The sequence below is a fragment of the Aquimarina sp. Aq107 genome (genome assembly GCF_943733665.1).
Classification (GTDB): Bacteria; Bacteroidota; Bacteroidia; order Flavobacteriales; family Flavobacteriaceae; genus Aquimarina.
Window position 1 is genome coordinate 4,170,494 of sequence record NZ_OX030782.1, and the last position, 25,636, is coordinate 4,196,129.

Annotated in this window: 21 protein-coding genes; 14 read left to right on the forward strand and 7 right to left on the reverse strand. The window is 31.4% G+C overall.

Annotated elements, in window-relative coordinates; all coding sequences use genetic code 11:
- Positions 1 to 7: 7 nt before the first annotated feature.
- Both NMK29_RS18120 and asnS read left to right on the forward strand, forming a co-directional pair.
- Positions 8 to 2,410, forward strand: coding sequence for an RND family transporter (locus NMK29_RS18120; RefSeq protein WP_108802261.1), 2,403 nt, complete (start codon positions 8 to 10; stop codon positions 2,408 to 2,410).
- A gap of 682 nt (positions 2,411 to 3,092) precedes the next feature.
- Entirely contained in the window at positions 3,093 to 4,535 is a 1,443-nt protein-coding gene (gene asnS, locus NMK29_RS18125; RefSeq protein ID WP_108802262.1) for an asparagine--tRNA ligase, read from the forward strand.
- 9 nt (positions 4,536 to 4,544) lie between these two features.
- Here asnS and NMK29_RS18130 read toward each other — a convergent pair whose 3' ends face one another.
- From NMK29_RS18130 to NMK29_RS18160, 7 genes are all read right to left on the reverse strand, one after another.
- Entirely contained in the window at positions 4,545 to 5,051 is a 507-nt protein-coding gene (locus NMK29_RS18130; RefSeq protein ID WP_159092121.1) for a hypothetical protein, read from the reverse strand.
- Between the two features lie 74 nt (positions 5,052 to 5,125).
- On the reverse strand, positions 5,126 to 5,590 hold the full coding sequence (locus NMK29_RS18135; protein ID WP_108802264.1) for an ankyrin repeat domain-containing protein: 465 nt from the start codon (positions 5,588 to 5,590) through the stop codon (positions 5,126 to 5,128).
- A gap of 146 nt (positions 5,591 to 5,736) precedes the next feature.
- A complete protein-coding gene (locus NMK29_RS18140) occupies positions 5,737 to 6,501 on the reverse strand; it encodes a LytTR family DNA-binding domain-containing protein (protein WP_159092122.1) in 765 nt (254 codons plus the stop codon).
- A 4-nt stretch (positions 6,502 to 6,505) separates the two neighbouring features.
- Positions 6,506 to 7,519 carry a sensor histidine kinase gene (locus NMK29_RS18145; RefSeq protein ID WP_108802266.1) on the reverse strand — a complete coding sequence of 338 codons (1,014 nt, stop codon included), beginning with the start codon at positions 7,517 to 7,519 and terminating at the stop codon, positions 6,506 to 6,508.
- 3 nt (positions 7,520 to 7,522) lie between these two features.
- On the reverse strand, positions 7,523 to 8,734 hold the full coding sequence (locus tag NMK29_RS18150) for a serine hydrolase (RefSeq protein ID WP_108802267.1): 1,212 nt from the start codon (positions 8,732 to 8,734) through the stop codon (positions 7,523 to 7,525).
- Between the two features lie 8 nt (positions 8,735 to 8,742).
- Positions 8,743 to 11,109: an outer membrane beta-barrel protein gene (locus NMK29_RS18155; protein ID WP_234424218.1), complete on the reverse strand. Its 2,367-nt coding sequence runs from the start codon at positions 11,107 to 11,109 to the stop codon at positions 8,743 to 8,745.
- A gap of 176 nt (positions 11,110 to 11,285) precedes the next feature.
- Positions 11,286 to 12,044, reverse strand: coding sequence for a helix-turn-helix domain-containing protein (locus NMK29_RS18160; protein WP_108802268.1), 759 nt, complete (start codon positions 12,042 to 12,044; stop codon positions 11,286 to 11,288).
- 325 nt (positions 12,045 to 12,369) lie between these two features.
- On the opposite strand from NMK29_RS18160, the gene NMK29_RS18165 reads away from it, so the two are divergent.
- The 12 genes from NMK29_RS18165 to NMK29_RS18220 all read left to right on the forward strand — a co-directional run bounded on the left by NMK29_RS18165 (position 12,370) and on the right by NMK29_RS18220 (position 25,567).
- Positions 12,370 to 12,765: a molecular chaperone Tir gene (locus NMK29_RS18165; RefSeq protein WP_027393404.1), complete on the forward strand. Its 396-nt coding sequence runs from the start codon at positions 12,370 to 12,372 to the stop codon at positions 12,763 to 12,765.
- A 4-nt stretch (positions 12,766 to 12,769) separates the two neighbouring features.
- Positions 12,770 to 13,483: a PspA/IM30 family protein gene (locus tag NMK29_RS18170; RefSeq protein WP_108802269.1), complete on the forward strand. Its 714-nt coding sequence runs from the start codon at positions 12,770 to 12,772 to the stop codon at positions 13,481 to 13,483.
- Between the two features lie 65 nt (positions 13,484 to 13,548).
- Positions 13,549 to 13,863: a YbjQ family protein gene (locus NMK29_RS18175; RefSeq protein WP_027393402.1), complete on the forward strand. Its 315-nt coding sequence runs from the start codon at positions 13,549 to 13,551 to the stop codon at positions 13,861 to 13,863.
- A gap of 155 nt (positions 13,864 to 14,018) precedes the next feature.
- Positions 14,019 to 14,717, forward strand: a complete 699-nt coding sequence (locus tag NMK29_RS18180; RefSeq protein WP_159092123.1) for an OB-fold-containig protein — start codon at positions 14,019 to 14,021, stop codon at positions 14,715 to 14,717.
- 24 nt (positions 14,718 to 14,741) lie between these two features.
- Entirely contained in the window at positions 14,742 to 16,799 is a 2,058-nt protein-coding gene (locus NMK29_RS18185) for a flotillin (protein ID WP_108802271.1), read from the forward strand.
- A 212-nt stretch (positions 16,800 to 17,011) separates the two neighbouring features.
- Entirely contained in the window at positions 17,012 to 17,263 is a 252-nt protein-coding gene (locus NMK29_RS18190) for a hypothetical protein (protein ID WP_155839690.1), read from the forward strand.
- A gap of 2 nt (positions 17,264 to 17,265) precedes the next feature.
- Entirely contained in the window at positions 17,266 to 17,406 is a 141-nt protein-coding gene (locus tag NMK29_RS18195; RefSeq protein ID WP_159092124.1) for a hypothetical protein, read from the forward strand.
- Positions 17,407 to 17,600: 194 nt separating this feature from the next.
- On the forward strand, positions 17,601 to 17,960 hold the full coding sequence (locus NMK29_RS18200) for a DUF3592 domain-containing protein (RefSeq protein ID WP_108802272.1): 360 nt from the start codon (positions 17,601 to 17,603) through the stop codon (positions 17,958 to 17,960).
- 65 nt (positions 17,961 to 18,025) lie between these two features.
- Positions 18,026 to 18,499, forward strand: coding sequence for a hypothetical protein (locus NMK29_RS18205; protein ID WP_108802273.1), 474 nt, complete (start codon positions 18,026 to 18,028; stop codon positions 18,497 to 18,499).
- A 30-nt stretch (positions 18,500 to 18,529) separates the two neighbouring features.
- Positions 18,530 to 23,395 carry a DNA repair ATPase gene (locus NMK29_RS18210; RefSeq protein ID WP_108802274.1) on the forward strand — a complete coding sequence of 1,622 codons (4,866 nt, stop codon included), beginning with the start codon at positions 18,530 to 18,532 and terminating at the stop codon, positions 23,393 to 23,395.
- A 4-nt stretch (positions 23,396 to 23,399) separates the two neighbouring features.
- A complete protein-coding gene (locus NMK29_RS18215; protein ID WP_108802275.1) occupies positions 23,400 to 23,969 on the forward strand; it encodes a hypothetical protein in 570 nt (189 codons plus the stop codon).
- A gap of 206 nt (positions 23,970 to 24,175) precedes the next feature.
- Positions 24,176 to 25,567: a right-handed parallel beta-helix repeat-containing protein gene (locus NMK29_RS18220; RefSeq protein ID WP_108802276.1), complete on the forward strand. Its 1,392-nt coding sequence runs from the start codon at positions 24,176 to 24,178 to the stop codon at positions 25,565 to 25,567.
- Positions 25,568 to 25,636: the final 69 nt, after the last annotated feature.

Here is a 25,636-nt window from a genome sequence, read left to right on the forward strand (position 1 = left end):
ATAGAGAATGGCAAAGTTATTAACTTTCGGGTTTTGGAATACATTGGCTGGAATTATACTCCGTAATAGAGCAGCTATATTTATAATTATTATTGGAATTACAGTTTTTCTAGGTTTTCAATGGAAAAACATGCGATTTTCTTTTACAGAAGCAAATCTTCTTCCAGATGATCATGAGGTAAACATAAAGTATCAAGAATTTCTAGAGAAATTTGGTGACGAAGGTAATCTTATTGTTATGGCCGTAAATGACAGTTCTTTATTTACACCAACAAAATTAAAGGCCTGGAATGATTTTAATAATTCATTCAAACAATATAGCGAGATTGACCTAGTAATTTCTGTAAGCGACCTAAAAACCCTTAAAAAGAAAGATAATCCAGCTAGGTTCGAGCTAGTATCTTTTATAAAAGATAGCATTTATACAGATGAAAAAGTCTCTGCTTATCAGCACGAACTCTTTAACAAATTACCTTTTTATGAAGGCTTAATCTACAGCAACAAATCAAACACCATACAGAGTGCTATTTATTTAAATAAAGATATTGTTAATACAATTGTTCGAAAAAAGTTTATTGAAAACACTTTAAATCCAAAAATCAAAGAATTTGAAGAAAAATTCAATATGGATGTAAAAGTCTCTGGAATGCCATACATAAGAACTATGAATTCTCAAAACATCATGGATGAGATTCAAATATTCATTTTAGCGGCGTTATTAGTTACCTCCTTAATCTTCTTTTTCTTTTTTAGATCATTTAGAGCCACTTTTATTTCGATGACAGCAGTTATCATAGGTGTTATGTGGGCGTTTGGTCTATTAGGCTTATTAGAGTATGAGATAACCGTTCTTACTGCCATTATTCCTCCTCTTGTGATCGTTATTGGAATTCCTAATTGTATTTTTTTAATAAATAAGTATCAACAAGAAATAAAAAAACACGGAAACAAGGCTAAATCATTACAACGTGTTATTACTAAAGTCGGGAATGCTACTCTAATGACCAACGTTACTACAGCTGCTGGTTTTGCTACCTTTGCTCTAACAGAGAGCAAACTACTAAAGGAGTTTGGTATTGTCGCAGCGTTAAACATTGTTGCACTATTCATATTATGTTTATTAGTAATAACAATTATTTACAGTTATATGCCTCAACCAAAAGAAAGGCATTTAAAGCATCTTGGTAAACGATGGGTAGAACGACTGGTAAACTGGATGGAACACGCTGTTAAAAATCGAAGAATCACTATATACACAACCTCTTTAATTATCCTTATAGCCAGTATAATAGGTATTTACACAATTAAAGTTTCTGGAAGTTTACTAGAAGACATGCCTAAATCGGCCGGGTTTTTCCAAGATATCCAATTTTTCGAAGATGAATTTGATGGTATTATGCCATTAGAAATATTAATCAATACAAAACGTAAGCAAGGGGTTCTAAAATTACCAACCTTACGTAGAATGGAGCAACTGAGTGAATTGATTGAAGAAACACCAGAATTATCCAAACCTATATCAATAGTCAATTTAGTAAAATACGCTAAGCAGACTTATTATAATGGAAATCCAAAATACTATCAATTACCAACAAGTCAAGAACGAAATTTTATTCTGCCTTACGCCAAAAGCTTTGAATCCGAAGCTGGAGCTATGAACAGCTATGTAGATTCAACAGGACAATACGCTAGAATCACCACATTCATGAAAGACGTTGGAACCGAAGAAATGGAAAGAATAGAGGCTAACTTAGCACCAAAACTAGAAAAACTATTCCCAAAAGATAGATATGAAGTTACATTTACTGGTAAAGCCCTAATATTTCAAAAAGGAACCACCTATTTAGTTTGGAATCTTATCTTTTCATTAGGATTAGCAATTGTTTTGATTGCACTCTTTATGGCATGGATGTTTAGATCATTTAAAATGATCATTATCTCCCTGATCCCAAACCTTCTACCATTACTTATGACAGCTGGTTTAATGGGGTTTTTAGGAGTACCAATAAAACCATCTACAATATTAGTTTTTAGTATCGCTTTTGGTATCTCTGTAGATGATACAATTCATTTCTTAGCTAAATACAGACAAGAATTAAAATCTAACCATTGGAGAATTCGTAAATCTGTTTTCGCAGCTTTAAAAGAAACAGGTGTTAGCATGTTTTATACATCTACAGTTTTATTCTTTGGGTTTTCGGTATTTATGATCTCAAGTTTCGGTGGAACTAAAGCACTTGGAGGATTGGTATCTGCTACATTACTTTTTGCAATGTTGGCCAATCTTTTACTACTCCCTTCTTTATTACTTTCTTTAGAGCGAAGTATAGCAAATAAGAAAACCTTAAAAGAGCCTGCTTTAAAAATTATCGCAAGTGATGAAGAACTTCTTGAAGAAGAAGAACAATAATATAGCTATAATTTAATCTAAAAAAAGAAGTCTCACTAGTAAACTAGCGAGACTCCGTGTAAGATAGATTACCCCAAAACCTATCGAACTAAACTTAACGTAAACACAATCGTCATAATTGCATATGCAATATACATCCCCTTTTTGTATTTTGAAACCCATTCATGGGGGGGAATTCCCCCTTTCGATAAAATAAACAAAGGTTTAACTTTTTTTTTGTAATCCAAAATTGGATTAAAAAACCATAATTACCTTGTAACTAAATACTTAAAAAAAATTATTTTGTAAGAATTTTTCACCTTCTTTTTAAAAAAAGCAACAAAAAAAACTATTTTTTCCCCAAAAAACTATGCTTTTACGGTTTTTACATAGAATTCATCTAGAAAAAACCGTCGGATTATATAATCGCTTAAAATCACTCTATTTTTGTTATCACAAAAAAATGAAATTCAAGATCTATAGAATTTAAGTATTTTTTGAAGAGTAAGACTATGCATCAATTCGATTAAAAATTTATCTTTGCTACCTTGAATTTTTCAAAGGACAATCTGGAATAAATTCAAGTTTAGGTAGTTCCCTAAAAATTTATAGAAATAAAAAGTAACGCAACAGTATTATTAAATAAATAATATTGATTTCGTATTACATCCGGTAGATGTAAAACATACAAAAAATAAGATTGATGAAACATACTAAAGTAATAGACGTACTACAAAGTGATAAGCTATTGCAGCCTGTCTGTGTAAAAGGATGGGTTCGTTCTTTTCGTAATGATCGTTTTATAGCGATAAATGACGGATCAACAATTAAAAATATTCAATGTGTAATTGAAGATAATACGATAGATGCTTCGATTATAGAAAAAATAAATATCGGTGCTGCTCTTTCAATTACTGGTACGTTAACCGAAAGTGAAGGTAAGGGGCAACGTGTAGAAATAAAAGCTACAAGTATTGAAATTGAAGGTGAAGCTGATTCTGAAGAATTAAAGCTAACTATTCTTTCTCCTAAACGTCATAGTTTAGAAAAATTAAGAGAACAAGCTCATCTTAGGGTTCGTACCAATACATTTGGAGCAATTATGCGTTTGCGATCGAAACTATCGTTCGCTATACACGAGTATTTTCAAAAAAATGACTTCTATTATGTACATACTCCTGTAATTACTAAAAGTGATGCAGAAGGCGCAGGAGAAGCTTTTAAAGTAACGAACCTTGATCTTAACAACATCCCAAAAGATGAAAATGGTGAAGTAGATTACAAACAAGATTTCTTTGGAGGAGAGACAAACCTTACGGTATCTGGTCAATTAGAAGCTGAAACTTATGCAATGGGATTAGGACAGGTGTACACCTTTGGACCTACATTTAGAGCAGAAAATTCTAACACTTCTCGTCATCTTGCAGAATTTTGGATGGTAGAACCAGAGGTTGCTTTTTGTGACCTAGATGGTAATATGGATCTAGCAGAAGATTTTATAAAATATGTTATTCAATTTGTATTAGATAACTGTCAGGATGATCTTGAATTTTTAGAAGACAGACTTGCTAAGGAAGATAAACAAAAACCTCAAGCAGAAAGAGCAGAAATGCTACTTAGAGATAAGTTAAAATTTGTTTTGGAGAATAATTTTAAGCGAGTTAGTTATACTGAAGCTATTGAAATATTAAAAAATTCTAAACCTAATAAGAAAAAGAAATTTAAATTTCCAATTAACGAATGGGGTGCAGATTTACAAAGTGAACATGAACGTTTTTTAGTTGAAAAACATTTTAAATGTCCAGTAATATTATTTGATTACCCGGCTGATATTAAATCTTTTTATATGAGACTTAACGAAGACGGTAAGACAGTAAGAGCAATGGATATTTTATTCCCAGGAATTGGAGAGATCGTAGGAGGTTCTCAGCGTGAAGAAAGACTTGATGTGCTTAAACAAAAAATGGCCGCTCTCAATATCCCTGAAGAAGAATTATGGTGGTATTTAGACACACGTCGTTTTGGAACTTGTAAACACAGTGGTTTCGGACTAGGTTTCGAAAGACTTGTATTATTTGTTACTGGAATGGGTAATATTCGTGATGTAATCCCTTATCCTAGGACTCCATTAAATGCAGAATTCTAAAAACATAGTTTAATTTCTATGTTTCTTTAATAAAATCTCAGAAATTAGATCATATATCACTTTTTGATTTGCATCTAGTTCCTGAGGTTTATTTTTTGCTTTTTGAATTTTCTCGTAATGTGGAACCTTTCCAGTTTCTGCCAATAACCTCATAGCATCTTCAAAAAAATCATCCAAAATAGGCATTACGTACTCACTTCCTGTATTAGTATTCCTAAGTCGAATAAACTTCTTTGCATATGCCAAAAACATCTGAGGATACTTAGCAAAAGTAATAATTGCTTCCGTAAAATTTTTCTTGACCTCCTCAGAGGTAACCGAATTTCTAAATTTCAATTTTGTGTTATCAATATGCTTTAGAGTATACAGAAGTGCACTTTCTTTTATAAAATTACCATAATCATTTACAGAATAATAATAAATCTCCATACCAACATTTGTATTTATTATTAACACCTCATCTCCAATACTATCTTTAAGAAACGACTGAAAAGTAGAAACAGTGAGTGAAGACATTAATAAACGTCTTTTTATATCGGTAGAACGAATATTTACGGATTTTATATTATGTACACTTGGATTAATAAGCACTAAATTACATTAGACAATTCTGAAAAATCAATCCCTTGATTTTCAGCGTGCATCGCTGCAGTATACCCATTATTATCTTTAATACTTATATCTGCTCCATTTTTAATCAGCAATTTTATAATTTCTTTCTGACCAAAAGTTGCTGCAAATATTAAAGCAGTGGCATCATTGTAACTTTTAATATTAACATCAGCACCTGAAGAAATTAATAGTTCTGCAATCTCATAATGTCCTTTAAAACAAACACCCATTAAAGCAGTATTTCCGGAAGCATCTTGTTCATTTATATTTGGGCTATAACTAATAATAAGTTTAACAATATCTAGAAAACCGTAATATGTAGACAACAAGAGAGGAGTAGATCCTCTTTGATCTTTTGTATTAACCAAACTGCCATCATTGGCAAGAAAGCTTCGAACACTTTCTAAATTCTGTGATCTGATCGCATCAAAAATTGTATCCATTGAAATAAAGTTGCAATAATTTTAACAAATAAGCTTAATACGCTTAATAACGATTGAAGATATCAAAAAAAAAATCAGCAACATTCTAATTAGGAGAAATTTATAATTTACAAGGCAAAACTTAGGCTAAAATCTATTTTTTTATATTATTGTTCGATCCATTTTCTAAACTCGGAAGTAGTCGAAGAACTCGTCATCACACGTTCTTTAACGCCTTTTAGCTGTATCAATAATCTATTTTTAAAATGATTCTCTATTGTTTCTATATATTCTATATGCACTATTTGACTTCTATTAATCCTAAAAAACTTTTTAGGGTTTATCTGATCAGTTAAAACTCCTATTTTTTCTAAAATCGGGTGAGTTTTACCTGATGAATCAGTGGCTACACAAAAATCTCCAGAAGCTGCTATCAAACTTATATCGACAACATTTAACAACTGAATACCTTTAGTACGTTTTATAACGAACCTCTTTTTATATTCATTTTGTCCAAACTGAATCGCTGATCTCAATACATTAATCGTAGTATCATCTAAAACATTATACCCACCTTGCTTAAATAAGGACTGGTATTTTTCTAGTGCTTTTTTAAAATCAAACTGCGAATATGGTTTTAGGATATAAGCTATCCCGTTAGTATTAAATGCCTGAAACAAGTATTCATCATGTGCTGAACAAAAAATTATTGGACTTTCTATTTTTGTTTTATTAAATAAATCAAATGATATCCCATCTAACAATTGAATATCTGATAATATAAAATCATAGATATTCTCTTCCAAAAACTTTTCTCCTTCAGAAACAGAACGAGACCAATCATGTGAAATAGATTCTCCAAAAAAAGCTTCCAAATGTGATATCAATTTTTGATATGCAGGAATTTCATCTTCTAGAATTAAAATATGCATAGTTTTAAGATTCATTACTTAATTGTACAATAGGAATTGACACTTTGAATTTAGAATCAGTATTAATTATCTGAACCTCTAGATCCGACAATAATTTATAACGTGACTTTAGATTCTTTAATCCAGTACCAAACGACTCTTCAAAAGATTTAATTTTTGATTTAGTATTAATAACAGTCAACCATTGTTTTTCTATAGCTACAACTACATCAATCGGACCGTTATGATCAGCTTTATTATGTTTGACTACATTTTCTAATAATGTCTGTATAGATCCTGTAGGGAGAAACTTATCACTAAGTAATGTTTCTCTTTTTATCTTAAAATTGTAATCATTACCAAATCTAGTTTCTATTAAAAAAATATAGTTTTCCGCAAAAGCTATCTCTTCTGAAAGTTCCATTACCTCGGCGTCCTTAGTCTGGATTAGATATCTATAAATTAGCGATAAACGATTGATATATTCTTTCGCTTTTATCGTATCACTATCAATTAATGCATCTAGTGTGTTTAAGTTATTAAATAAGAAATGAGGATCTATTTGAGACCTCAATAGCTTTAATTCATTATCTTTTTGTTGTTTTTGCACATTAAAAAACTGTGCTTGGCCTTCATAGAATTTTTTAGCTAACAAAATCCCAAAAACAAAACCAGCGTCATCAGAAAGCCTAAAAAAACTTTGAAGTAAAAAATCATACCATTTAGGAAATTTACTCCAATCTCCATTACCGGTCCAATATCCCGAAACAAAATCAATAGCGCCAAAAAAACATAAGATAATCAACCCAAAAAACACAAAATGAACGTATTTTTTTTTCTTTACAACATAACTTGGAATCAGCCAATACATAAAAATTAAAATGATAGCAAAAGAGAATATTGCTGCCAAAGGAATATCGATGAGATATTCTATAAGAGCATTTTCTGACCGATAATAATCAAAACAATTGAAAATGATCGTAACAGCATATACAATGATAATTACTAAGTAGTCCGATTTGTTTAATCTGGTATTCATAGTTTATCTAACATATTTTTTACGTTTTCTTACACGTTTTACCACCCATTTCGCAAAAAACACCACAACAAGAATAAGCAAAATAGAGATAACACTTATAATAACATATAGCTTAGTTCCTCCCGGATCAGCAACCATATAAAAAAAAACCTCTTGACCTAACTGTTCCCCGTACTCAGAATTAGTAAATAATATGTAACCCCAATCTTTTTCTGTATCTAAAGTAAACCAACTTGTAAATCCAATATTATTACCTCCATGACAATAAATATCAGTAAAAGGTAATAGTATATTTGTAAACCCAAGTGTATATCTAACATCAAAATCATCATAAGGAACTTTAGAATGAGGTTTTAGAAGCTCTTTATAACTTTCTTTAGACAATACCTCTTTATTCATTACAGCGATCATCCATTTAGAAAAATCAATCGATTCAGAATGAATAGAAGCAGGAGCAGAAAAAATACCATCTTCCTTCTTTACCCAATAATTATTTTTCCAATCAACTGGGGTATTATTTTCATCATAGGGTTCTGCCTTATGAGTTCTTGTATACTCATTCTGAATATAAACTGTATGCTTTAAACCAATTGGATCCCCTACTCTTTTTTGAAATTCTTTTTCCAATCCATCATCATCTGTATCTAATATATGTTTTAATACTTGAGTAATGTACTGATACCCTTCTCCTGAGTAAAAATAATCAGTTCCCGGTTCGAATTGAATTTTTAATGTATTATCCTTATCATCCTCTCTCCAATTCTGAAAACCTGTTTGATGACTCAATGCCATTCTCGCTGTAATCTTTTTATAACGCTCATCATAAGCAATATCTGGATACTCTAGATATTGATACAAAGGCTTATCCAGATCAAGTAACCCTTCTTCTACAAATGTCATTACAAAAAATCCAAACATTGGTTTCGATATCGAAGCTCCTTCAAAAATCGTTTGCTTAGTTACTGGCAACTTTTTTTCGACATTCGCATATCCTTCAACTTTATGATATACTACTTCTCCATTATTAATGACAGCAAAGGAAATTCCATTAATATTATGCGCATCCATTTTTGCTTTTATAAAAGCATCCAAAGAATCTTTAGGAATATCAAACCCTAAATAACTATCTATAGTATTTTTCTTATTAGAGACACAACCTGTTATTAAGCTTATTATAAATCCAACAACAAATATTCGTTTTAGTAAACTTCTCATAATATACCTTAATTTTTATCTTCTATTCTATCTCGTTCATCTTCAGAAATATTATTCCTGTTTTTCTTTTTGTTAAACTTTGATCCAAAATTGTAATTAAGTTGAAGAAATATATTTTGCCTTGGCCAATCATTTACTATGCTAGCATTTACATTATCATAATTAATAGTACCTAAGAATTTTCTATTCAAGATTTCTTCAAATTCTAAGCTAACCTTTAATCGATCATTCATAAATTTCTTGCTTATCGCCACATCAATTCCTGCAATCCATTTATATTCGATTTGCCCTTCTAATCCTCCTGTAGAATAATATCCGGAGACTTCAGAATTGATGCCCCATGGTAATTGATATTCTGCACTTGTATACCATGTTAAACTCCATTGTGATAAGTCTAGAGATGGAATCAATCCTTCTGATCTATACTCGTTATAATTAACGATTATTCCAGTATACCCATCTAAACCTTTAACGAAATCTAATGGTCCAAATAGACTCGCTGTAAAATTATTATTCTCTGCCAAATTAATTACAGAACGTGAAGTTTCTGCTGAAGCATCATTTTGGGTTATTATCTCAAACAAAGCATCTGTCGTCTGTCCATAACTCACACTAAAAAATGGTTGGTCATCATAGGTAAGATTAAAACGAAAATTATTCGTAAACGAAGGTTTCAGGTTTGGGTTACCCTCTTCAAACGTAAAAGGATCATAATAATATACAAATGAGTTTAGAGAACTGTAAGATGGTCTTTGTATTCTATAACTATAAGATGCATTGACTCCAAATGTTTCAGTAATTTCTCTACCTAAACTAACACTAGGGAATAACTTAGAAATTTTTCTTGATCTTGTTTCGTTTTGTGTAATGGAAGTTCCTTTGGTATCACTTTCTTCCCAGCGGACACCACCAGAAAATGACCACTTATTATACTTTGCATTAAATTTTGAATATACCGCTAGAATACTTTCATCAATCAGAAATTGATTGGTTTGATCTTCGTTATTCTCAAACTCTCCCTCATCATTTTGGGTAAAAGATTGTAAATCACTATCAGAGTTTACCTGTGAATACTTTGCTCCTACTCCCCAGCTAAAATTATCGTTTTGCGTTCGTTTATAATCTCCTTGATAAGTAAGAATTTCATAATCTGCATTTTGAAAATATCGTTGATCATCATACGCCACGGGACTTTCTTCAACTTTGAACAAATTATTCTCGTTCTCAAAATTGTAATCGATATAATTAAAGTCTAAAGCTACCTTATTCTTTGTATCATCATATTCATAATATGGATTTAGAGTATATGTGACCCTATCTCTTTCATAACTATTATCTGTTAACAGTATTATAGATGAAACTCCGTCAGTGATTGTAGTGTTGTTTTTGGTGATTCGATCAGATAAAGATTGGATTCTATTTGTATTTACCCCAATTGTATTTTTCTCATTTAGATAGTAATCAAAACCTCCACTAATCCTAAAAGTCTCTGGGTCATATGGAGAAATTGATGTTTGGTTATAAGTTTCATCCAAAACTTGTCTCGATATGATTAAATCCTCTCTCCATGATGATCTATTATAACCAGCACTTGCTTGCCAATTTAGTTTGTTTTTATAACTAGCTATAGACGCACTAGTTCCGTAAGTAAGATCATCTACATAACCAATCGTACTTTTTATATTCCCGTGTGTACCTAACTTAACATTCTTCTTTAAAATAATATTAATAATAGGTCCTGATCCTTCGGCATCATATTCTGCACCTGGTTGTTGAATAAGTTCTACTCTCGCTATATTATCTGCTGGCATCTCTCTTAAAAGAGAAGAAACATCCATATAATCTGTTGTTTTTCCATTGATCAATATTCTAACATTTCCTTGACCTCCATAATTAATATTCCCATTAGTAACGATAATTCCAGGAACCTTTTTCATTACATCTTGTAAATTAGTATTAATCATTTCAGATTTTTCGATATCTACAATTAGTTTTTCCGCAGTCTGCTTAATTATTGGTTTTTTATAAGTGATCAATACCTCATCCAACTGTTCTGATTGTAATATAAAGTTCATTGTTACATCTTTCCATTCGTTATTAAGACTAAAAGTTTCAGAAACTTTAGTATCATAACCAAGCATGGATACTTCGATTCGATAGTTACCTTCTTTTATGTTTTCGAAAATATACTTCCCTTGATCACTGGTTGCCATTGCAGAAATTGCTGTGTCTGCTTTATCTTGATAAAGAATAACATTTGCAAAAACCAAAGATTCTTGATTTTGATCTGTAACACTTCCTGATATTATGTTCTGCGCACTCATCTGTTTTATCATAATGAGCATAATAATTATTAGTGTTTTTTTTAATTCCACAACTATTCGTTTTTTGATTGATGATGAGACAAATGTAGATTCACACCACTTTATTATAAAGTAGAATCTGTCCAATCGGGTCAAAAACCAGTCGAATAAGTCTATTTTTACAATTAGATTCTAAAACAAAAAAGAGGAGCGGCTGCTCCTCTTTTTATATAATATTGATATAATAATTATCCTAGCTTTTCTTTCATTCTAAATAATTCTTGTTCTATCATTTGCAACTTACCTTCCATACCATCCGCAAACTCCGGAATACGTTTACAAAATACATAACGTACTCTCCACATTTCTTTTATTTCAGTAATTGGATACTCATCATCTTCAATATTTTTATGATCCGCTCGTAACACTACGCTATTTTTAGTAATATATAATCTTCTAAAAATTAATTTCGTATCCGTTAAAGCTACTACCAGAGTTCCGTTATTCAATTTCTTAATAACATCTGAGGGTACTTTTTCTCCAATTACTATATCTTTTGGATAAAACCCTTGATCGTGATTGGTCATTTCTAAATTCAATACGGTATACCCTCTAAAAACCTTAGCCGGATTTACTGGTAATTGAATAGTAGGAAGCTCTTTTATAAAATTGTCTTTATTATATAAGGATATATACTCTCCAGATGTACCTTCAGTGATACAAGGAATTAACGCAAACTGTTCACGTTTTACATCTTCTGCATATGTAGTAAGATCTCCCTTGAATTTTAAAAGTTCATTTACGGTCAGTTCGCTAGTTAACAACTTATCTATTTCGATGCTAAAATAATTAGCTATCTTAATAATCGTATCTATCTTTGGTTCACTCCTACCTTCTTCATAAGCCCCTAAAGTCCCTCTTTTCAGGTCAAATAGCTCCGCAAAAGCTTGTTGACTTAAACTTTTTACACTTCTAATTTTTTTAATATTTTTTCCAAAAAATGACATTTTTGCTAATTTTATTTGCAATTATAAAAATTTATTGTACTTTTACACTAACAATATTAGCTAATATATTTAATAAATGCTAATTTTAGTAGAAATACTTTTAATAAGTGTATTGATTTTGGGCAAAATCAAAAAACATACTAAAAATTTTAGCAAATAACTAATTCATTAATCATAAAAAATAACATACCCATGATATCCGCAGTGCAATACATTGTCAATTTAGCCGTCGATATAGTAGAAAAGTTATCGTACTTTTTGTAATATTGATATAAGGTCAGAAACAAGAAATAAATTACTAATAATCAATCAAAACAACCATCACATGCAAGATCACTTCCAATTGGTGAAAGATTACTTATTGAAACTTAATTTTAACATCATTCATGAAAACAGTGGAGATGGAATTATTATGATCAGTAAAGAAAATGAAGGAATTAAAAATCTAATTATTGGCGTAGCATTACCAATTTTGATTATTGAACAACATATTTTCAATATAAAAAACAAAAACGAATTGGTGTATCGTAGCTTACTTCAAAAAAACAGGGACATCGTTCACGGAGCTTTTGTTCTGGATGAAACTGGAGAAAAAGTAATCTTTAGAGATACATTACAATTAGAAAATTTAGATTTAAATGAGTTAGAGGGAACCCTAAATTCTTTAAGTCTACTATTAAGTGAATACTCGCAACAAATTATAAATTTTTCAAAATATTAATATTATGAACTTTTTCAAAAGACTATTTAAAATAGGTGAAGCAGAAGCACATTCTGCTATAGATAAGATGGAAGATCCAATCAAAATGACCGAACAAGGAATACGGGATATGAAGGTTGATCTCGAAAAAAGTCTAGAAGCTTTAGCACAAGTAAAAGCTTTAGCTATTCGATCTAAAAATGATACCGAAGAGTTTACCGCAAAAGCCGAAGATTATCAGCAAAAAGCGATGCTTATTCTTAAAAAAGCGCAAAGTGGAGATCTAGACAGTGCGGAAGCAGACCGATTAGCAAAAGAAGCATTGATTAAAAAAGAAGAATCCTTACAGCACGCAACACGTGGTAAAGGGGAAACAGAAAAATTCGAAGGCTCAGTGTCTCAATTAGAAAAAAATGTAGATGAGATAAAACAAAACATAAGCAAATGGGAAAATGAGTTAAAAACTCTAAAGGCAAGAGTAAAAGTATCTGCAGCTACTAAAAACGTAAATAAGCAAATGGCGGAAATAGATAGTTCTAGTACTGTTTCTATGTTAGAAAGAATGAAAGATAAAGTAAATCAAGAAGAAGCACTCGCTGAAGCTTATGGAGATATTGCTAATGCGTCAAAATCCATTGATGAAGAACTTGACAAAGCGGTTGATATCACAAAAACAAATGCAGAAGATGATTTAGCTAAGCTAAAAGAGCAATTAGGTCTGAATGACAAAAAGAAATAGAAGTAATTAATAATCAGCCACTTTTAGTCCAATCGACAAAGTATTAACAAAAAAACTAATAAATCATGGTAACATCTACGACAGAAAAGATACCTAATAAAGAAGTAATTCAAATTTTAGGAATAGCAAGAGGAAGTACAGTGAGAGCAAGAAATATTGGTAGAGATGTTTTTGCAGGGCTAAAAAACATAGTTGGTGGTGAAATTGAAGAGTACACCAAATTGCAAGCACAATCTAGAGAACAAGCATTACAGCGAATGAATCAAGATGCGCAACGATTAGGAGCGGACGCAGTTATTAATGTGAGGCTAACTACTTCCATGGTGATGCAAGGCGCATCAGAAATCTTAGCATATGGGACAGCAGTAAAACTTAAATGATTGAGTTATGGAAGCACTATTTGTAATACTGTTTTGGGCATTCATCTTAGTAATCCTGGTATGTTTAGCGATTAGAAGAATTAAGATATATCAAACGGAAGATTTTGAAAAGAGGGATAACTAAAGAACTATTAATTAACTAAACAACTAAAACATTGAAAGAATTAGTAGAAATAGCATTTTCGCCAGTTAACGCATTTTTTTCAATAATGTGTTTAGCATTACTGCTATATTGGATTTTAACAATACTTACAGGATTAGACCTGGACTTTTTTGATGTAGATTTTGATGCATCAACAGACATAGATCTAGACGCGGATATGGATGCAGATCTAGATAATTATAATCCAGATGTTGATTTACCTCAAAAAAATATCAATGCAGAGGCTCAGGCAGAAAGCGTTGGTATACAATTCTTAAGGTATTTCAATTTTGATGAGCTGCCTTTGATGTTTATGTTAACTACTTTATTCTTTTCAATGTGGTTCATCTCAATAAATATAACACATACGTTTGGCTGGCAGTCTAATTTGGTTGGCTTTATAATGCTAGTTCCAAATTTAATTGTAAGTCTTTTTATCACTAAACTTCTAACTAAACCTATCGCCAAATTGTATCGTATGATTGATCATAAGGGTGAAGAAGAAATAGATTTTCTAGGACGCAGATGCATTGTAAAATCTCCCGTATCAGGAGAAAAACTAGGACAGATTGAAGTAATAGTAAAAGGAGATCCGATAAGAGTTCAAGCAAAAGGATTCAAAGGAGTATCTATCTCTTCTGGAGAAGAAGCTTTAATTGTCAACGAATCTAAGGACAAAAAATATTATTTAATAGAAAAATTTCAATCATAATAACCGACAAAAATTTAAATTAATATGTTAGAGAAATCATCATTGATAGTTTTAGTAGCTATAGTAATAGTTACTTTTGGATTGATCGTCTGGATCATTTCCATGTATAAAAAAATAATCCAGGGGAAAGTACTTGTAAGAACCGGAGCTGGTGGAACAAAAGTATATTTTAATGCCGGTTTAGTAGTTCCTGTGCTTCACAAAATGGAAATAATGGATATTTCTGTGAAGAAGCTAGAAATAGAAAGAACTGGTATAAACGGGCTTATTTGTAAAGACAATATTAGGGCTGATATTAAAGTAGCATTCTTCGTAAGGGTTAATAAATCAAAAGCAGATATAATTAATGTTGCTCAAACCATAGGATGTGCCAGAGCTTCGGAAATTGATGTACTAAGAAATCTATTCGATGCTAAATTCTCTGAGGCATTAAAAACTGTTGGTAAGAAATTCGAATTTGTAGAATTATATGAAGCGAGACGTGAATTTAGAGATGAAATTGTAAATATTATAGGTACAGATCTAAATGGATATATTCTTGATGACTGTGCGATTGATGATTTAGAACAAACATCACTTAGCGTAATGAAAGCTGATAATATTTTGGATGCAGAAGGTATTAAAAAGATTACAGAATTAACCGCTGCCCAGAATGTAAAATCTAACCTCATCAAACGTGATGAAGAAAAAGTAATTCGTAAACAAGATGTAGAAGCTCGCGAAGCAATTTTAGAATTAGATAAACAATTAGCTGAGAAAGAAGAACAACAACGAAGAGAAATAGCAAATATCAAAGCACGCGAAGAAGCAGAAATATTAAAGGTTTCTGAAGAAGAACGTTTAAAATCTGAAACTGCTCGTATTGCTACAGAAGAAAAAGTAAAAGTTGCCGAAGAAAATATGCAGCGCCAGATAATAGTTGCAGAGAAAAATAAGCAACGTACGGATGCGGTAGAAACGGAAAGAGTAGAAAAAGACAGAATGTTAGAGGCTACAGAACGTGAGCGTATTGTAACCTTAGCTCAGATCGAAAAAGAAAAAGTTGTAGAAGTTGAGAAGAAAAACATACAAGATGTAATCCGTGATCGCGTAACCTTAGAAAAAGGTGTGGTAGAAGAGCAAGAAAACATGAAAGATATAGAGGCTTTTAAAACTGCTGATCGTGAGAAACAAGTAAAAATTACTATTGCAGAAGCGAATGCAGAAGAAGCATTGATTACTACAATCAAAGCTGCTGAAGCGCAAAAAGAAGCAGCTAAGCAAAAAGCAGAAGAAATTAATATCGAGGCACAAGCACAAAAAGAAGCTAGTGAAAAAGAAGCTGAAGCTCGTAAAACACTTGCTGAAGCAACTGCCAAAGAAGAAGCGACTATTGGTATGTCTGAAGCACAAGTAATGCATGCAAAAGCAGATGCTAACGAACGTCAAGGATTAGTAGAAGCAAATATTATAGAGAAAAAAGCGAAGGCTGAAGCGGCTGGTATATTAGCTAAAGCTGAAGCAATCAAGGAAGAAGGATTAGCAGAAGCTGAAGTAATTAAAGAAAAAGCAATTGCAGATGCTGCCGGAATCGAAGAGAAAGCAGAAGCTATGAAAAAACTTGATGGTGTTGGTAAAGAACACGAAGAGTTTAAATTGCGATTAGACAAAGAATTACAAGTAGACTTGGCTGAAATAAACATCCAAAAAGAAATTGCAGATGCGCAGGCAGAAGTAATCGGAGAAGCACTTAAAGCTGCCAACATCGATATTGTAGGTGGAGAAACTATGTTCTTTGATCAAATAGTTGGTCAAATAACTAAGGCCAAAGGATTTGACAGACTGGTAAAACACTCTGATAATATTCAGGATGTAAAAGATGCTATTTTAGGAAGTGATGATGTAAAAGGAAACCTTTTAGAAAAAGTAAAAGAATTTGCTACTAAATACGGAGTATCATCAGAAGATATCAAAAACCTTACAATCGCTAACATTTTGATGGATCTAAAACAGAAATCTAACAATGAAGAAGAAAACACTTTATTCAGTAACCTGTTTAATCTAGCAAAAGGACTAGGGTTATCAGACCAGAAATTGAAATAACATTCATAAAAATTCTCCTCCTTTATTTGGAGGAGAATTAAATCCGCTTAAATGTGGAAATAAAACAGTAGGAATCTGCAATACTTTATGAATACCATCATACATACATTTTTAGACCCATAAAAGTCAATCCCAGAAAGTCTCGAACTCTCTTTGGGGTAGCGAGTGATTGACTAGATGGGATTTGTTTAACTTTTAAATACGGTTTAATTATGAGCATAGCAGCCATGGTTGCTTCGATTAAATTTAATGATCGAAGAAATAGAAGAGAAGCATTTAGTAATATAAGCGGCACTATAGACACCAAAAGTCAAGGCATTAAAATAGAGCCCGTTTCTGAAGAAACTTTGAAAGAAATCAGAGATAAGCTAAAAAAACAAAGATTAACAGTTTTTAAAAAGCAATTAATAGTTTCTGTGTTTTTGGTAGTTCTTATTACATCCTTCATAATATACATAGTTTAGTTATGGGAGGATATGGCCATAATCTAAGTAATCTTCTTAAAAACAGTAGAAGAAAAGAACGAAAAGCCTATGACGGATGGACAGAAAGTGACGAAGAAAGTAAAGGGATCAAAGTAGAACCTATTTCTGAAGAACAATTGTAAGAAATTAGAGATAAATTAAACCATCAAAAAAGAAGATTATTTAAAAGAAGATTGATTGGTTTTGGATTAGTGATAGGTTTAATTATAACATTGATAATATATAGAACATTTTAAATTTCAATTATAAGTTCTTTTCCTAAAGAAAAAGAGACCTTGATATAGCTTTTCATTTATATGTAACAAAAAAAAGAAATATGAATAAAAAATTTTTAGGATTAATCGCAGTGTTATTTATCGCAGTAGGAGTATTAGCATTCAACACCTATTATAAAAAAGAAGGGTTGATAAAAAATGGTACTAGCACAATCGCGGTAATAGAAAAAATTTCGACAAACAAAATTGACAATGAATTCTCACCTACTGTAGAGAATATTCATATCAAATACAAATACACAGTTAAGAATAAAGATTACTCGAAAACACAGGAGATTTCAAGACACGAGCACGATGCGTATTTCTCTAAAACTGGCAAAGTAGGAGATTCTGTTATGATAATTTATGATTCTGAAAAACCTACAAATTCTAGAATTGAGAAAATTAAACTCAAGAAATAGTTTTGTAAACTCAGCGTGACATCGGAACTAAAGATTAAATAAAAATCTTTACAAAAACAAGAGATATGACAACTGACATTCATTATACAGAGAAGCAAAAGTTTAGCCAATCTTGGTTATGGGTGTCAATACTTGTTTCTGGAATCGTAGCTTTACTCTATCTATTTAACAACAAAGATGTAGGAACTACTACCCTTTTAATCACTGCTTCCTCTTTTGTATTAGTAATTTTGATTTTTGCTTTGATGAAGTTAGAAACGCAAATCAAAGATGACGGAATTTATATCCGTTTTTTTCCATTTCATATTAAATTTAAACAGTATGATTGGGATAGTATTAAACAATTATATATTAGAAAATATGACCCAATATATGAATATGGTGGATGGGGAATAAGAATGAATATTAGAGGAAAAGGGAAAGCATTTAATATTTCTGGAAATATAGGATTAGAATTCCAAAACAACAAGAAATTATTAATAGGTACCAATAAACCTGAAAAACTTTCTGAAGCTTTGAAAAAAATTGGCAAACTTTAATCAACGCTAACAAAACGTAGAGTAACAACTATGGAAGAAACCAAAACGAATAACATACAACTAGACGGCGGAACCTACGAGATCATCCAAAACCGTTTGCAAAAACAAAAAGGAGAACTCCAAAACCGTTTAACACAATTAAATGATGCAAGAAAAGAGGTTTTTGGTAGTGTCGAAACAAAGCTTATTGCTAATAATCGTATCAATACAGAAAACAACTGTATTGCAAGAGATATTGTAACTATAGGTAAATTTTGCCTTTTTGGATACAATGTACATTTTGGATTACGAACGGAAATAAAATTAGATGATGTATTTAGCATATACACTTACGCTGATGATCATTTTATAAATAAAAAATTAGATCTTATCAATGATGCCATTTTCATTGATGATTTCACCAATTTATATAAATACTACAGAAACACCATCTTCTCCAAATTCGCTATAGTTGGTAATTACCTGCATATGGTCTTTCAACTAAGCGAAAGTGTTTCTGACATAAAGACCTTTAAATGGTTAATAAACGAAGACACACTTACCTATGTAGATAATCGTAGTGAACATGAATTTAAATTTCCAAAACAATATGAATTTGAATGGGTCGAAGTCACACGTGATATGCATCGGTATGGAACACACCCACATATTTCAATTTTAGATAAAGTATTTGTAGAAACTGTAGGTGGAGATCTTACCATTAAAATAGAAGATAATACGGATGATGGAAAAGGAATATATGACGAGGCAGTAGAACATGTAGATCAGACACTTGATGATGGCCAGTACCGATATGCCAATCTTGGTAATTTAATTGCGTTAGAGATTAAACCATTCCAAGAAGCTCCTAGATATTTTGTATACAATCATAAAGTACAAGAGGTTAAAAAAATTGAATGTATTAAGGATGCCTGTGTATTATTACCAGATGATCAAGGAATTATATATCCAAATGGATACTATTTACAATCTGGAGAAGTAAAACTATTCACCAATGAAGTTTCTGATGTTCAATTTCAACAAAAAATCAGTTCGCCAAATGGAGAGGACTTCTTATATGTATTCTATGAAAGTGAAAAAGGCTTATATACCTTAATGTCTTACAATGTAATAGAACAAGAAGTAAAAACTCCTATTATCTGTAATGGTTTCACAATTTTAGAAGGTGGAGAGTTATGCTATTTCAAAACAGAAGATGAGCAAACTAAACACCATGTTATTCAGATATGGCAAACGCCCTTCTTAAAAGGAAATGAAATCCCTTCAGAACATACCGACACTTTACTATATAAAATTGGTAATAAAGATATTGTAAAGGCAATGGCAGAATGTCACGCCCTCATTACATTATTAAACAAAGAGGATAACTATGATGGATTGTATGATGATTTGGCCAAGTCCTCTAGTGATATAATAGATAGTTATTATTGGATTAGAGAAGATGACACATGTCGACTAGATGTTCCTTTAGGAGAAATTAGCAATGCAGCAAATGCGGCTATAGATGAGTTCGAAAAAGTAATACAACTTAGAAGAACTGCAGCCAATGTAACTAAAGAAACAAAAACAGCGGCAGAAGGTATTTTTGGTAAGATAAAAAGCAGTTCATTTCGCTCTATTGATGATTTTGTACAGGTATTATCTCAACTGCGAACTTTACGTGGAGAAGTTATTGGTTTAAATGATATACGGTACATTGACAAACAATTTATTACAGATCTTGAAACTGAAATTGCAGAACAAACCGATAAAATCTCTAAGCGTTGTGTACAATTTCTACTTGATGATAAAGCATTATTACCATATCATGCTCGAGTAGAAGAAAAGCAACAAGAGCTGGAAACCATCAAAAAAGTAATAGATGCTAAAAAACTAGAAGATGAAGTAAATCAAATTGCTAAAGATCTGGAAATGTTGATTGATATTGTGTCAAATCTACAAATCGAAGACACTTCGCATTCTACCAAAATTATTGATAATATCTCTTTAATTTTTGCAACTATTAATCAGCTCAAAGCTGGTATCAAGAATAAAATAAAATCATTGGGAAGTAAAGAGGCTAATGCCGAATTTGCCGCTCAGTTAAAACTTGTAGATCAGAGCATTATTAACTATCTCGATATAGCAAACACTCCCGAAAAGACAGACGAGTTATTAAATAAAGTATCTGTACAATTAGAAGATTTAGAAGGAAGGTTTGCGGATTTCGAAGAGTTTATCACTCAGATCATTGAAAAACGCGAAGAAGTATACAATGCCTTTGAAGCTAGAAAAAATAGCTTGATCGAAGCTAGAAACAAAAAAGCTGTTGCTCTTGAAAATGCAGCAAACCGAATATTAAAAGGTGTAACCAAAAAAGCTTTAAGTTTTGACTCTACAGCTGATATTAATGGATATTTTGCATCTGACCTAATGATCAACAAACTCCGAGATATCATTACTAATCTAATGGAGTTAGATGATGCGGGTAAAGCAGAGACTATTGAAACTGCTTTAAAAGTTGCTAAAGAAGATGCAACAAGAAAACTTAAAGACAAACAAGATCTTTATGAAGATGGTGAAAATATTATAAAACTTGGAAAACATAAGTTTGGTGTAAACAAACAACCACTAGATCTAACAATTGTATATAAAGATAGTACGTTACAATACCATCTAACAGGGACTGATTTTTATCAAGAAATTAAAAATGAGACATTATTAAAGTCTAAAAAATATTGGGATCAAGAACTAATTTCGGAAAACCAAGAGATATATCGTTCTGCGTATTTAGCGTACAAATTGTTCACTACTAAAAAAGATGAGCTAACCAATTTAGGTGAAAATGAATTGTTGGAACTTATAAAATCCGAAAGTAGTAAAAACTATGCAGAGGGATACGTAAAAGGAGTTCATGACGAAGATGCAGCAATGATTCTAAAAGTTTTAGTAAGTAAAAATCATGATCTCGGTTTATTACGATACGACTCACTATCTCGATCGTATGCGCAATATTTTTGGAATAGTTTAGAAACTGAAAAGAAATCATATTGGAATGATACCATCAAAGCCTCTGGAGAAGTTTTAAAAATCTTCTCCGATAGTACAGAATATCAAACTGTGCTTAAAGACTTAGAAAACGAAATTATGATTTTTGTTGAAGAGGTCAAGTTATTTGATAAAAAATATAGTAATATTATTAGCAATTATCTTTTTGATGAATTACAAAAGGATGACATCTTTTGCATTAGTCAAACTGCAAATGAATTACACGATTCTTTCCTAACCGAATTAAAGAAGAAAAAGGTACTTATCAAATTTAAGAAGTCATTAGAATTGACGAATGAAAAAAATCAGAAAGATTTAATACGTTTAGCATTACAATGGGTAACTGCCTATCTAAAAACACATCATCCTAAGAAAATTGAATATGCACAAGAAATTGTATGTATTCTATTATACAAAAAGGAGTCGGTTTCAGAAGTAGTACATGTAAATCCTTCACAAATAATAGAAAGTTTAAAAGGGAGTCACCCTACTATTGATGATGGTAACTTTGACTTTAATTACCATCAATTTATTACTCAATTATCAGATTTCACTACTATAGAAGTTCCGGCATTCGAAAGATATCGTGAAGCAAAACACGCAGTAACCGAAAACTTAAAATCAGATCTTAAACTTGAGGAATTTAAACCTAGAGTACTATCATCTTTTGTGCGTAACAAATTAATTGATCAAGTTTATTTACCATTATTTGGTGATAATCTTGCAAAACAATTGGGAAGCGTTGGCGACAATAAGCGAACGGATAGAATGGGAATGCTATTATTAATTTCGCCTCCTGGTTATGGTAAAACGACATTGATGGAATATATGGCTAATCGATTAGGATTAGTATTTATGAAAATTAATGGGCCTGCTATCGGTCATGAAGTTACTTCTGTAGATCCTATGGCGGCTACTAATTCTGCAGCAAGAGAAGAGCTGAAAAAATTGAATTTAGCCTTCGAAATGGGTAATAATGTAATGTTATATTTAGATGATATTCAGCATTGTAATCCCGAGTTTTTACAGAAATTTATTTCACTAGCGGATGGTACCCGTAAAATTGAAGGAGTCTACAACGGAAATCCTAAAACTTATGATTTACGTAGTAAGAAATTCTGTGTGATTATGGCAGGAAACCCATATACTGAAAGCGGAGACAAATTCCAGATTCCTGATATGTTAGCCAATAGAGCTGACATCTATAATCTAGGAGATATTATTGGTGATACAGCAGATTTATTTAAGTTAAGTCTGATCGAAAATACATTAACTTCTAATTCAGTTTTGCATCAGTTGAGCAGTAAGTATTTCGAAGATATTTATGGCTTAATTGAAATGGTTGAATCTGGAACGCAAGAAGGCATAGAATTACAAGGAAATCATACCAAACAGGAAGTACAGGATTATCTAGCGGTATTAGAAAAAGTAGTGACAATTCGAAATACAGTAATGCAAGTAAACGCCACTTATATTAAATCCGCAGCGATGGAAGATTCTTATCGAACTGAACCTTCGTTTAAATTACAAGGATCCTATCGTGATATGAGTAAACTAGTTGCCAAAGTAGTTCCTATTATGAATGAGAAAGAATTGCAAACCTTACTCCTATCTCATTATGAAAATGAATCTCAGACATTGACCAGCGCTGCTGAAGCAAACCTTCTTAAATACAAAGAATTAACCAACACTATTGCTGATGAAGAAACTGTACGTTGGAAAACAATCAAGGAAACTTTTGTAAAAAATAATAAACTAAAAGGGTTTGGCGATAAAAACGAGATGGCACAGGTATTAGCACAGATGATGCAGTTTAGCGAACATTTATCCGGAATTCAAGAAGTATTAAAAAAGGGATTAGAGAAATAACAATATGATAAGGTTTAAAACAATAGTCGGTTTCTTAATTTTATTTGTTTGCATTTTTTCTCTTAACGGTTGCTCAAGAAATAATAACACACAATTAGTTAAGGATTTTTACAATCAACTGAACCATAGTAACTATTCTGAGTTATCAGAATTTATTGGAGATAGTATCACTATTACCGAAGGTGATTATAATATGAACTATTCCAAAAACGATTACTATCAATTCTTTCAATGGGACTCCGTATTCAATCCGAAATATGAAATATTAGCCATTAAAGAAATGGATAACAACGTAGAAATAAGTATCTCCAAAACGTGTACTAGAATTAAATTTCTGAACCAAAAACCTCTAGTCTCTACGGAAGTAATAGAAATCAAAAATCAAAAAATTTCTAAAATCAAAAATATAGAAATGGACTCTGATTTTAAGCTCTGGAATACTAAGAGAAGCCAAATGGTAAATTGGGTCAAAAAAAATCATCCAGAATTAGACGGTTTCATATATGATCAAACCAAAATAGGCGCACAAAATTATTTAAAAGCAATCGATTTTTATCAGCAATCTAACAAGTAGTTATAAAATGTGGTAAAAAGTTCCAGATTACATTCAACTATTTAGTATTGAAAAAAAAGTTAAACGTATTAAATCCAGGCAAAAACCTCACCTTCATCAAAAATATTTTTCAATATAACAATTAACTAAAAAAACAGTTATTGAGTAAAATAGTTTATATTATTTAAGCAAATAACATAAATCATATTTATTCCAAATATAAACCCATGAAGAATTTATCAAATTCTATACTTGCCATAGTTTTTATTTTCATTTTATCTTGTAGCAATGAAAGCTTAAACTCCACAAATGAAATTTCAGAATATGGAGCTGATCAAGAAGACTTAGATGCTAATGGATTGCCAATAATGACATTTGATGCTGAACTACCAACTACAACTAATAATTCAGAATATATTATTAATGTAAATCAGTGGGATATTCCAAATAATCGTACGGATCCTATAAAAACTACAACCAATTTACAAGCAGCTATTGATTGGGCACATCAGGAAGGATATAATAGAGTGATATTACCCGAAGGAACATACTTAATCGGTGAAGAAGTCAATGATATATATCAGGGAGGTATCGAAATACATGGAAATACCGAATTTATTTTTAGAGAAGGAGCTATCTTAGAAATGGCTACCAACAATAAATGGAATTATTGTGTAATTAGTCTCAATGGGGACAATATAACTATTCGTGATGGTATAATCAAAGGAGATCGAGACACACATGTTTTTACTCCTCGCGATTCTGATGGAAAAATAGCACACGATGAAGGTCATGGAATATGTGTTTGGAATACAAATAACAGAGTTCTTGTTGAAAACATGCAAATTCAAGATTTAACAGGTGATGGGTCTTTAGTACTAGACTCTAATGATGTAACGTTTCTAAAAAACAATATTTATAACAATAGACGTCAAGGCATTTCTATTGTAGGTGGTAAGCGAATAGAAATAAGAGATAACGAAATACATCATATTAATGGAACTGCTCCACAGTTTGGAGTTGATATTGAAGGACCTGGACGTATTGATGAAGATATATTAATACAAAACAATTATTTTCATCATAACTCAGGTGGTGATATTGTTAATACTAGTGGAGAAAATGTATATATTTTAGAAAATGTAATGGAGCAAGGAGATAATAATACATATGTGGATGGACCAATAGTAAGTTGGCATAAAACACATAATATTATTGCCAGAAACACTATCACCATGCTTTCAGGTTCTGTTAATGGAAGATTAGGATATATTCAATATTCTAGTGGAGGTGATAAAGGTCATAACAGAGCTACTTTTGTGCATGATAATGTTTGTAATAGTTGTGGAATGTATATGTACAAAAGTTCCGATGCAGATGTTCGAAGAAACAAATTTTTAGGTTACTTTTTAGCTTTTAGCGATTTTGAAAATGCAATATTGAAAGACAATTTAGTAACCTATTCTAATGCACATCCAAATCTTAGATTTTGTTGGTCATATCGTTTTCAAAACGTAACAGGAACAGCAGAAGGGAATTATTTAGAGGATACTTTAGAAGAAATTCCTTTATCAGAAACCGAACCATACTCTTTACAGTGCGTAATTGATGGCTGGTAGAAGGAATCAATCCTTACTACAAAACTCTCATAATCCACATAATAATTCATTTTTCAAAAATAAACTATG